A 12,133-nucleotide genomic window follows, 5' to 3' on the forward strand; every position below is an offset into this window, starting at 1 on the left:
TTTAGTTTCGAATAATTTGAAAGGGCTATCTTACGATAGCCCTTTTTTTTATTTCGTTTATTCTCCTAGAATTTAGTCGTTATCACACATCTATAACTGGAAATAACTTCAGCAGAAAATTTTACACTGGAGTGGACTGCGCAATATTACACCTTAAAAAAGGGTGAAAAACAAATGATTGCAGATGATTTTTCTACAATTCACGTTTTTACCTTAAATGAAATACAATTGTTTTTATATCTAAATACCTTTGAAATCATTAGAACAATTGACCGAAAATCCATGCGTATGCCACATTTGTAATTATTGCCAGACAGAATAAAACATAGTTTTTTATCGCCCTTCATGTAAATTATATAATCTTTTATCATAATTCCGTAACAAGAAATCAGACAGAGGATTGTAAATTTGATTTATATAAATCACAAAATTAAATATTATGAAGACTATAATTCTTGGAATGATTGCTTTTCTATTTTCAATAAATATTCAAGCTCAAAATAAAAATGTTAAATCCGAAGTTAAAACGATCGTTACTACTGTAAAAAATTCTGAAGGACAAAAAAAATCGATAAAAACTCAAGAAGTAAAAGAAATTCAAAAAATTGAACTAAAAGATGCTGAATCGAATGCTTTAAACAAGGAAACAAAAGAAACACCAGTAGAAGTTACTGCAATTACTACTCTAACTGCAAATGGAGTTACAAACATTGTTGATATTGATAGATCCGCATATTATGATTTAAACGGAGAGAAATACCAAGTCAAATTAGCCGAAAGTGGATATACGATATACCAACCTAATGCTGAAAAAGCCGCTGTATTGAGAAAAACATCCAACAACAACTATATCTATAGCTCAAAAAACAAAACTTCTTATGGCTACTTTGATATGAATGGAAACTTAGTTTTAGAATCTTACGATGACAAAACAGACAAGATAACCGTAGAAACTTTTGTAATTATCAAAAAATAATTTATTAGCGAATACAGAAGAAAAAAAAAACCTGAGTTTATAAACTCAGGTTTTTTAAATATATAACATTTTTTTATATTAAGAAAGTGCTGCTTTTACTTGATCCGCTGCTTCTTGGAATTCAACAGCAGATAAAATTGGCATTCCTGAATTATCAATTAATTCTTTTGCGATAGCTGCATTTGTGCCTTGTAAACGAACAATGATTGGTACTTTAATTGCATCGCCCATATTTTTGTAAGCATCAACAACTCCTTGTGCCACACGGTCACAACGAACAATTCCACCAAAAATATTAATCAAAATTGCTTTTACGTTTTGATCTTTTAAGATAATACGGAAAGCAGTTTCAACACGTTTTGCATCAGCAGTTCCACCTACGTCAAGGAAGTTAGCAGGCTCAAAACCAGCATACTTGATTAAATCCATAGTTGCCATAGCTAAACCAGCTCCGTTTACCATACATCCTACTGTACCGTCAAGATCTACATAGTTTAAACCTACTTCTTTTGCTTCAACTTCGATTGGGTTTTCCTCACGAATGTCACGCATATCAGCATATTTTTTTTGTCTGTATAAAGCATTATCATCGATATTTACTTTAGCATCTACAGCCATAATTTTATTGTCAGATGTTTTCAAAACCGGGTTGATTTCAAACATCGAAGCATCAGATCCAATATAAGCGTTGTATAAAGAATCAATAAATTTTACCATTTCTTTAAAAGCATTCCCTGAAAGACCTAGGTTAAAAGCAATTCTTCTTGCTTGAAAACCTTGTAATCCAACAGAAGGATCAACCTCTTCTGTAAAAATTAAATGTGGTGTGTGTTCCGCAACTTCTTCAATATCCATTCCACCTTCAGTAGAATACATAATCATGTTACGACCTGTAGCTCTGTTCAATAAAACAGAAACATAAAACTCAGAAGTTTCACTTTCGCCAGGATAATAAACATCCTCAGCGATTAAAACTTTATGTACTTTTTTACCTTCAGCAGAAGTTTGAGGTGTAATCAATTGCATTCCTATGATTTGCTCTGAAATCTCTTCTACTTGTTGCAAATTTTTGGCAAGTTTAACTCCTCCACCTTTTCCACGTCCACCTGCATGAACTTGGGCTTTTACAACATACCAACTTGTACCAGTTTCGGCAGTTAATTGTTTTGCAGCTGCAACCGCTTCCACTGGGCTATTAGCAATAATTCCGCGTTGAATGCGAACTCCGTAGCTAGCTAAAATCTCTTTTCCTTGATATTCGTGTATGTTCATAATGTAGAATTTGTCTGGATTCTGAATTTATTTCAGAATAAAAGTGGCACAAAAATAGCAAAATTAAACTTAACTGTTATTTTTTTTTCAATTTAAATGGAGACTAAATTTAGATATTTTAAACCCATCAATAACTGACGTCAAAATATAAAAATTAACTACTAATTTGTTATAAATATTAAACAAAAACTATCAGTAAAATATTTCTTTCAAAATCACCGCGTTCAGTGCTCAAATTTCATTTTGTTTTTGTCGAAAAATCAAATCAGCTATCCTTAAATGGTATTATTGTGATTTAATTACCCTTTTTCTATTAGAACTGTAAAAACAAGGCTATTTTAACTTTTAAGCCTATTATATGTTACTAAATCTTTAATTTTGTAAAAAAAATATTAAGCATGAAAGTTAAAGAACAAGGTCTTTATTTGCCCGAATTTGAACACGACAATTGTGGCGCAGGATTTATTTGTAATTTGAATGGAATTAAGTCCAATGATATTATACACAAAGCATTAGATATCTTAATAAAATTAGAGCATCGTGGAGCTGTGAGTGCTGATGGTAGAACTGGAGATGGAGCTGGAATATTATTTGATATCCCTCATGCTTTTTTTAAGAAAGTATGTGACTTTGAAATTCCGGAAGCGAGACAGTATGCTGTAGGAATGGTTTTTATGCCAAAAAGTTCCAATCAAGTTGCTTTTTGCAAAACTACTTTTGAGGCTTCAGTACGGGATCAAAATTTAGAAATTTTAGGATGGAGAGATGTCCCTGTAGATGTTTCTAATTTAGGTCAAATCGCTGCTGAAAAGGAACCTACGGTAAAACAAGTATTTGTTGGTAAAAATGGATTAGATCTTACGGAACAACAGTTTAACGCCAAAATGTTTGCGGCAAGAAAAATTGCAGAACACACCATTAGAAATTCAAGAATTTCAGAAAGTCACAGATTCTATTTTTCAAGTTTCTCGACTACAACCATTATATACAAAGGGTTGTTGATGCCGGAAGACATTAGCAGATACTATACTGATTTGTTAGATGACGACTTGGTAACCCGATTAGCTTTGGTTCACCAACGTTTCTCTACCAATACATTTCCATCTTGGGAATTGGCACAACCTTTCCGTTACATGTGCCACAATGGTGAAATCAATACCCTTCGTGGGAATATTAGCCGTATGCGTGCTCGTGAAGAACTGATGAAAAGTGATGTTTTTGGTGATGATATCAAAAAATTATTTCCAATTATTTTAGAAGGAAAATCAGATTCTGCTTCAATGGATATGGTAATTGAACTGTTATTGATGACCGGTCGTTCTTTACCGGAAGCCATGATGATGGTCGTTCCGGAAGCTTGGGAAAAACACCAAACGATGTCAGCAGATAAAAAAGCATTTTACGAATACAACGCTTGTATCATGGAACCATGGGATGGCCCAGCTTCTATTCCTTTTACAGATGGTAACGTTATTGGTGCTTTATTGGACAGAAATGGCTTACGTCCCTCTCGTTATACTTTGACTAAAAGCGGTTTTGTAATTATGTCTTCAGAGATTGGTGTTCTTGACATCAAACCCGAAGATGTGATTCAGCACGGGCGTTTAGAACCCGGAAAAATGTTTTTGGTGGACATGAATGAAGGTCGAATCATCGAAGACGACGAGATCAAAAATGCGATTGTTACCAAGCGTCCCTACAAACAATGGTTGGATGAAAATTTATTGCAATTAGCACAAATTCCGTACACTGACAATCCAATCCCTACCGAAAATATTGATTTCGAAACGAGACAACGTTTGTTTGGTTACACGATAGAGGATTTAAAAACAATCATAAACCCAATGGGAACTCAAGGTGCAGAAGCATTAAGTTCTATGGGTAACGATACGCCACTAGCCGTTTTATCAGACCAGCCACAACTTTTATACAACTATTTCAAACAATTATTTGCTCAGGTTACCAATCCACCATTGGATGGTATTCGGGAAGAAATCATTACTGATATCAGTTTAGCGATTGGTGGAGATTATAATATTTTTGATATTGTTCCAAAACATTGTAAAAAATTAAAAATACAAAATCCAGTTATTTCAAACGAAGATTTAGATAAAGTAAGAAACATTGATCATGCTGATTTCAAATCAGTCACTATTTCTACATTATACGATATAGAAAAAGGAGTAAACGGATTAGAACGCGCTTTGGAAAAAGCAGTTAAAGCGACTTTCAAAGCAGTTTCTGAAGGTTGCAATATTGTGATTCTTTCAGATAGAGGTGTTAGCGAAAAAATGGCTCCAATACCAATGTTATTGGCATGTTCCTATATTCATCACTCCATGAACATCCTGAAATCTCGTTCTAAATTTGGAATCATAATCGAGTCCGCAGAACCTCGTGAGCCACATCATTTTGCCTTATTATTTGGTTATGGTGCCAGCGCGATTAATCCATACATGGTAAATGAAATTATTCATAACCAAGTTAACCAAGGTTTTATCACTGGTGTAAAAGCGGATTATGCCATTAAAAATTATAATAAAGCGATTGCAAAAGGGATTCTGAAAATCATGAACAAAATTGGTATCTCTACTTTACATTCGTACAGAGCGGCACAGATTTTTGAAATTTTAGGATTAAACAAAACATTCACTTCTAAATATTTCCCATATACTCCTTCCAGAATTGAAGGAATTGGTCTGATGGAAGTTGAAAAAGAAATCAAGAAAAGATACCAGAAAGCATTTCCAAATTCAAAAGTCAGCAATTTATTGCCTTTAGAAATTGGAGGGATTTACAGGTGGAGAAGATCAGGAGAAAAACACATGTTTAATCCAACAACGATTTCTAAACTACAACAAGCAGTACGTTTAAACAGTCCTGAAAGCTATAAAGAATACGCTAAAATGGTCAATGATCAAAGTGAAAACTTAATGACTATTAGAGGGTTATTTGAATTCAATAACTTAGATCCAATTTCAATTGACGAAGTAGAACCTTGGACGGAAATTGTAAAAAAATTCAAAACTGGCGCCATGTCTTATGGATCTATTAGCCAAGAAGCTCATGAAAATCTAGCGATTGCGATGAACAGAATTGGCGGAAAAAGTAATTCCGGAGAAGGTGGAGAAGATTCAAAACGTTTCCAAAAAGACTTAAATGGAGATTCTAGAAATAGTGCCATTAAACAAGTTGCTTCTGGAAGATTCGGAGTTTCTATCAACTATTTGACTAATGCTAAAGAGATTCAAATAAAAATGGCTCAGGGTGCAAAACCCGGAGAAGGTGGTCAATTACCAGGCGAAAAAGTAGTGCCTTGGATTGCCGAAGTTAGGAATTCAACACCTTATGTTGGATTGATTTCACCGCCACCACACCACGATATTTATTCTATTGAAGATTTATCGCAGTTAATTTTTGATTTAAAAAATGCCAATCGTGAAGCAAGGATTAATGTAAAATTAGTTTCCGAAGTGGGTGTTGGAACAATCGCTGCCGGTGTTGCTAAAGCAAAAGCCGATGTGATTTTGATTTCAGGATACGATGGAGGAACCGGAGCTGCTCCATTAACATCACTACAACATACCGGTATTCCTTGGGAACTTGGACTTGCCGAAGCACAGCAAACTTTAATCTTAAATGATTTAAGAAGTCGTGTCGTTCTAGAATGTGACGGACAATTGAAAACTGGACGTGACGTAGCCATTGCTGCTTTACTTGGTGCTGAAGAATTTGGTTTTGCAACTGCACCGTTAGTCGCATCTGGTTGTATTATGATGAGAGCGTGTCACTTGAATACGTGTCCAGTTGGTATTGCCACACAAGATCCTGAATTGAGAAAAAATTTCAAAGGAACGCCAGAACACATCATCAACTTCATGTATTTTATTGCTGAAGAGTTGAGAGAAATCATGGCACAATTAGGATTCAGAACATTAAAAGAAATGGTGGGACAATCTCAAAAATTGAATGTCAATAAAGCCATTAAGCATTATAAAGCAAGTGGATTAGACTTATCTACTATTTTATACAAACCAGAAAAGGCTAAAGAAGTTCCAAACCACAATACGACTACACAAGACCATGCTTTAGAACATGTACTTGATTTTGAAATTATAAAAGCGGCTATTCCTTCTATTTATAGAAAAGAAAAAACTAGAGTTACTTTTGATATCAAAAACACAGACCGTTCTGTTGGTGCAATATTAAGTAATGAAATTTCAAAAATATATGGTGCCCAAGGCTTGCCAGATGACACGATATTAGTTGACTTTACAGGTTCTGCCGGACAAAGTTTTGGCGCTTTTGCAACAAATGGCCTCTCTTTTAAAATTCATGGAAACTGTAATGATTATTTAGGAAAAGGACTTTCTGGCGCTAAATTAATTATAAAAGTTCCACCTACAGCCACTTTCAAACCAGAAGAAAACATTATCATTGGTAACGTTGCCCTTTACGGAGCAATCACTGGGGAAGCTTACATCAACGGTATGGCTGGAGAACGTTTTGGTGTTAGAAATTCCGGAGCAACAGCTGTTGTAGAAGGAATTGGAGATCATGGATGCGAATACATGACTGGAGGAACTGTAGTAGTTTTAGGTAAAACAGGAAGAAATTTTGCTGCAGGAATGAGCGGAGGTATTGCTTACGTTTTTGATCCAAATAAAAAATTCGATGCTACCTTATGTAATATGGAAATGGTCGCTTTTGAAACATTGGAAGAGGATGACTTTACGAAACTGAGACGTTTGATAAAAAATCATTCAATGTATACTAATAGTCCTTTGGCAAAAAGGATTTTAGAAGATTGGGAAAACCAACGCAACCATTTTATCAAAGTAATGCCTACTGATTACAAAAAAGCATTACAAAGATTAGCCGAAGAAAAACAAATTGAAGAACTACTAGCACTATAGTTATGGGAAAGATAGGAGGATTTAAAGAATATAATAGAATTGACGAAAGTAATGTTGCTGTTCCAGAAAGAGTATCAAATTATAATGAATTTACAATTCCGTTAGCAAAAGATAAAATCAAAGAACAAGGATCCAGATGCATGGATTGTGGGATTCCATTTTGCCACAGTGCCTGTCCATTAGGAAATTTGATTCCAGATTTTAATGATATGGTGCATCAGGAAGAATGGGAAAGTGCATTACAAATATTGCAGTCAACCAATAACTTTCCAGAATTTACTGGCCGTTTATGCCCTGCTCCATGTGAAAAATCATGTGTGTTAGGAATTATTAGTGAGCCAGTAGCTATCGAAAATATTGAAAAAAATATTATCGAAAGAGGATTTGCCGAAGGTTGGATAAAACCACAACCTCCAGAAGTTAGAACAGGAAAAACGGTGGCTGTAATAGGTTCTGGTCCTGCTGGTTTAGCGGCTGCACAACAATTAAATCGTGCAGGACATACTGTTACGGTTTTTGAAAGAGACAATGCTGTTGGTGGGTTATTACGTTATGGAATTCCAAATTTCAAATTAGAAAAAGGGATTATCGACAGACGTGTTGCTGTTTTAGAAGCGGAAGGAATTACTTTTAAAACAAATGTAAATGTAGGTGTAAATTTCAGTATTGAAGAATTAAATTCTTTTAATTCTATCGTATTATGCGGTGGTGCTACCGAAAGAAGAAGTTTACCTACTAAAGGAATAGAAAGCAAAGGAGTTGTTCAGGCAATGGACTTTTTAACCCAACAAACTAAAGTATTATACGGGGAATTTATACCAGAACAAATTAAAGCTACTGGTAAAGACGTTATAGTTATTGGTGGTGGAGATACTGGATCGGATTGTGTGGGAACTTCAAACAGACACGGTGCAAAATCAGTTACTAATTTTGAAATTTTACCAAAACCCCCAGTGGGAAGAAGTGAAACTACTCCTTGGCCATTTTGGCCTTTACAATTAAAAACTTCCTCTTCTCATGAAGAAGGTTGTGACAGAAACTGGTTAATCAATACCAAAGAATTCATTTCTAATGAAAAAGGTGAATTAACTGGATTGAAAACCGTTGAAGTAGCTTGGAAAATGACACCGGGACAAAGACCGGAACTGATAGAAAAAGAAGGATCAGAAAAAATATGGCCTTGTGATTTAGCTTTATTAGCACTTGGATTTACAGGTCCTGAAAAAACATTAAGTGATCAATTAGGATTGGAAGTAGATTTTAGAAGTAACTATAAAGCAACTAATTATCAAACAAATGTTCCTCATATATTTACTGCTGGTGACATGCGAAGAGGACAATCATTAATTGTTTGGGCAATCTCTGAAGGTCGTGAAGCTGCCAGAGAAGTGGATAAATACTTGATGGGTTATACCAATTTACCAACCAAAGGCAATGGTGATTTACCCAACTTGTAGGTCTGAAAAACATTTTATAACCCTTGATGAAAAAATGTCAAGGGTTTTTTTTATTATAAAATTTCAAACTAATGTTTAATTTATAACTTTATGTTAGAATTTGTTAGAATTCAATTATTAGCTTGTGGGACTAAATAAAGAGTAATAAATTTGCTCAAAATTAATAATCATGCAATCAAAAGACTTAGTACAATTAGCAGAACAATTTGGTAGTCCATTATACGTTTATGATGCCGAAAAAATACAATCTCAATACAATAGATTAACGAAGGCTTTTTCAAAGGTAGATAAGTTGCGTATCAATTATGCAATGAAGGCGTTGTCAAATGTTGCTATACTTCAGTTATTGAAAGAAATGGGGTCAGGATTAGATACCGTTTCCATTCAAGAAGTATTATTAGGACTGCATGCAGGCTATGAACCAGAAAAAATATTTTATACTCCAAATGGTGTTTCTCTTGAAGAAATTGAAGAAGTTTCGGCTATGGGTGTTCAAATAAATATTGACAACTTATCCATATTAGAGCAATTTGGCACAAAATATCCAAATGTTCCAGTATGTATCAGAATAAATCCGCATGTAATGGCAGGTGGAAATGCAAATATATCTGTAGGTCATATTGATAGTAAATTTGGTATTTCTGTTCACCAATTGCCTCATTTAGTTCGTATCGTTGAAAACACAAAAATGAATATTGTGGGTATCCACATGCATACCGGTTCTGATATTTTGGATATCGAAGTGTTTTTATATGCTGCTGAAATATTATTTGATGCCGCTAGAAACTTCAAAAATCTAGAATTCCTAGATTTCGGAAGTGGATTTAAAGTACCTTATAAAAAAGACGATATCGAAACTGATATTGAAGAATTAGGTAAAAAACTATCAAAAAGATTCAACGCCTTTTGTACTGAATACGGAAAAGAACTTACCTTGATATTTGAACCAGGTAAATTTTTAGTAAGTGAAGCGGGGTTCTTTTTGGCTAAAGTAAATGTAGTTAAACAAACTACTTCAACTGTTTTTGCAGGAATAGATAGCGGTTTTAACCATTTGATCAGACCAATGTTTTATGGTTCACAACATCATATCGAAAACATATCACACCCTAAAGGGAAAGAGCGTTTCTACTCCGTTGTAGGATATATTTGTGAAACAGATACTTTTGCTAATAACAGAAAAATTGCAGAAATAAAAGAAGGTGATATTTTATCGTTTAGAAATGCAGGAGCGTATTGCTTCTCTATGGCTTCAAACTACAACTCCAGATATAAGCCAGCCGAAGTATTATGGATGAACGGTGAAGGGCATTTGATCAGAGCACATGAAACCTTTGAAGATTTATTAAAAAATCAGATTCCATTACCAGTTACAGTTGTAACAGTTTAAAATAAATATCCCATTTGCTAAGGAAGGCAAATGGGATTTTGTTTTAACAATATAATCTTATTTTCTATTTATCGAAAAGCGTTTCTAAGACTTCGGATTCTGTTCCATTAGGAAATGGAATTTTTAACATTTGTGAAAGCGTTGGTGCAATTTGAGTTATTACTTTTTTAGTATGCAGTTCTCCTTTTGGCACTTGCCAGCCGTAAAAAAGTAAAGGTACATGTGTATCATAACTATTAGGGGAACCATGCGTAGTTCCTGTGGCTTGATATTGCATATACCCCGCTTTATCTAGTATCACAAGTTCACCATTTTGTTTAGGATCATAGCCTTTAGAAATGAAACTTAAAAAATAATCATCTCCTGACGAAGCTAAAATTTCTTCTTCAGTATACACTCTTTTAACTTGTTCTTGCATCATCAAAAAGTCTTTGAAACTTTGTTTTACTTTTGCCAATTCTAACCCTTTTTGTTTTAGTATTACTTTATTAAAAAAAAGATTAAAGTTAGAATAATCCAATATTAAATCAACACCGAACGTTTCGTTAGAATATTTTTTTAAAGCATCAACAAGATCTTTTGAAGGGATATTTTTTACATTATATTTATTATCCTTAAGGTAATTAGGATTTTCTGCCCCAGCATGGTCAGCAGTTAAGAAAAGTAAATAATTATCCTTTCCAACTGTTTTGTCTAAGTAGTTTAGAAACTGAGCCAAAGTTTGATCTAATCGCAAATAAGTATCCTGTAACTCAATAGAACGTGGACCAAAAGTATGCCCAACATAATCTGTTGAAGAAAAACTAACCGTAAGAAAATCAGTAATATCATCATTCCCTAATTCTTCTTTTTCTATAGCTTTCATAGCTAATTCTGCCAAAAAATCATTCCCAAAAGGTGTAGTTCTCAAAATATCAGCTCCTTTATCTTTGTACATTTTACTTAAATCATAAGGAAATACAGGTGCATTAGCTTTATCTAACTTTCCTTCATAAGGATTATCATCAGGAAGACTTTCATTATAAGTTGCTATGGGATTCAATAAATTCCATCCTTTATTAATGTAATTCATGTATCGTTTTTCTTGGTTAAATTCCGTTACCCAATTCGGTAATTTCGATCCATAAAAAGTGCTTGAAATAAAAGCTCCGGTTTTACTGAACCAAAATGCCCAATTAGCAAAATGACCCGCAGGCAAAATTGCTCCACGATCTTTTATACTCATCCCAATTACTTTTCCTTTAAAATTTGTCGCCATTCGCAACTCATCCGTAATGGTTGTGCTTAAAAGATTTTTTGGAGACATTGCTCCCTCTTTTTCTGTTCCGTCACCTACTGTTTTAACTGAAGCATCATCAGTGCAATACATATCCTTACCAGTAGCTTTAATAAACCAATCGTTTCCAACTATACCGTGTGTGGAGGGTGTAGTTCCTGTATAAATACTTGCATGACCTGGCGCCGTATAAGTAGGTACATAATTGTAATGCATATTATGAAATGTATATCCATTATTCATTAATCTTTTAAAACCATTTGCAGAAAAATCATCAGAAAAACGATATAGATATTCCATTTTCATTTGGTCAACCACTATACCTACCACTAATTTGGGACGTTGTTGAGCTTGTGAGTTTAAAGACATAATGAATGTCAAAAACAAAATAATTCTTTTCATATTATATTTTTATATTTAAAACAAAAATACAACATAAAGTTTAATCAAACTCTGAACAAATACTTGATGACAATAAATTAATCTATTCTTAACTCCAAAATATTTACTTGAAAATTAATTAAAGGACCCTACTCCGATTTTAATACTCTTGCAAACTAAAAAAAATCATTGAGGAAAATTGCAACATAACTCAAGAGGTTTTAAATCTCGCCATGCCGATAAAACACTCAATTACAGCACTATAAAAACAAAGATAATTCCAATATGTGGCTCATTTGAATATTTATTCCAATTGAAATGGTTAAGACACAGATATCCATCAAGCAAAAAATCCTCATCACATACATGATTAGGATTTAAAATAATCTGAACGAGTTCAGATGAGAGAAAGGAGTTAGCTGAATAGGCCGCTGGGGCTATAAAACAAAAAAGCCTATCTTTTCA

At 33.9% G+C, this 12,133-nt stretch carries 7 protein-coding genes; 5 read left to right on the forward strand and 2 right to left on the reverse strand.

The genetic code is table 11. The features are described 5' to 3' along the window. Positions 1-174: 174 nt before the first annotated feature. Together ACNQGD_RS14520 and ACNQGD_RS14525 are read left to right on the forward strand one after the other, a co-directional pair. A complete protein-coding gene (locus ACNQGD_RS14520; protein ID WP_417997517.1) occupies positions 175-303 on the forward strand; it encodes a hypothetical protein in 129 nt (42 codons plus the stop codon). A gap of 136 nt (positions 304-439) precedes the next feature. After that, positions 440-976 carry a hypothetical protein gene (locus ACNQGD_RS14525; protein WP_417997518.1) on the forward strand — a complete coding sequence of 179 codons (537 nt, stop codon included), beginning with the start codon at positions 440-442 and terminating at the stop codon, positions 974-976. A 78-nt stretch (positions 977-1,054) separates the two neighbouring features. Here ACNQGD_RS14525 and sucC read toward each other — a convergent pair whose 3' ends face one another. Next, a complete protein-coding gene (sucC, locus tag ACNQGD_RS14530) occupies positions 1,055-2,248 on the reverse strand; it encodes an ADP-forming succinate--CoA ligase subunit beta (RefSeq protein WP_417999781.1) in 1,194 nt (397 codons plus the stop codon). Between the two features lie 398 nt (positions 2,249-2,646). Here sucC and gltB point away from each other — a divergent pair, with 398 nt between their 5' ends. The 3 genes from gltB (at position 2,647) to lysA (ending at position 10,011) form a co-directional block, all read left to right on the forward strand. Next, the gene (gene gltB / locus ACNQGD_RS14535) at positions 2,647-7,164 is read left to right on the forward strand and encodes a glutamate synthase large subunit (protein ID WP_417999782.1); all 4,518 of its coding nucleotides are present in this window, start codon (positions 2,647-2,649) and stop codon (positions 7,162-7,164) included. 2 nt (positions 7,165-7,166) lie between these two features. Continuing rightward, on the forward strand, positions 7,167-8,621 hold the full coding sequence (locus ACNQGD_RS14540) for a glutamate synthase subunit beta (RefSeq protein WP_417999783.1): 1,455 nt from the start codon (positions 7,167-7,169) through the stop codon (positions 8,619-8,621). Positions 8,622-8,790: 169 nt separating this feature from the next. Then, positions 8,791-10,011 carry a diaminopimelate decarboxylase gene (lysA, locus tag ACNQGD_RS14545; protein WP_417997851.1) on the forward strand — a complete coding sequence of 407 codons (1,221 nt, stop codon included), beginning with the start codon at positions 8,791-8,793 and terminating at the stop codon, positions 10,009-10,011. Between the two features lie 64 nt (positions 10,012-10,075). Here lysA and pafA read toward each other — a convergent pair whose 3' ends face one another. Further along, positions 10,076-11,689, reverse strand: a complete 1,614-nt coding sequence (gene pafA / locus ACNQGD_RS14550) for an alkaline phosphatase PafA (protein WP_417999784.1) — start codon at positions 11,687-11,689, stop codon at positions 10,076-10,078. Positions 11,690-12,133 lie beyond the last annotated feature (444 nt).

This window comes from Flavobacterium glucosi, assembly GCF_048286535.1.
In the GTDB taxonomy this organism is placed as follows: domain Bacteria; phylum Bacteroidota; class Bacteroidia; order Flavobacteriales; family Flavobacteriaceae; genus Flavobacterium.

Coding starts and splice junctions, on each gene's coding strand:
- ACNQGD_RS14520 (WP_417997517.1), top strand. CDS start 175: ATGATTGCAGATGATTTTTCTACAATTCACGTTTTTACCTTAAATGAA.
- ACNQGD_RS14525 (WP_417997518.1), top strand. CDS start 440: ATGAAGACTATAATTCTTGGAATGATTGCTTTTCTATTTTCAATAAAT.
- sucC (WP_417999781.1), bottom strand. CDS start 2,248: ATGAACATACACGAATATCAAGGAAAAGAGATTTTAGCTAGCTACGGA.
- gltB (WP_417999782.1), top strand. CDS start 2,647: ATGAAAGTTAAAGAACAAGGTCTTTATTTGCCCGAATTTGAACACGAC.
- ACNQGD_RS14540 (WP_417999783.1), top strand. CDS start 7,167: ATGGGAAAGATAGGAGGATTTAAAGAATATAATAGAATTGACGAAAGT.
- lysA (WP_417997851.1), top strand. CDS start 8,791: ATGCAATCAAAAGACTTAGTACAATTAGCAGAACAATTTGGTAGTCCA.
- pafA (WP_417999784.1), bottom strand. CDS start 11,689: ATGAAAAGAATTATTTTGTTTTTGACATTCATTATGTCTTTAAACTCA.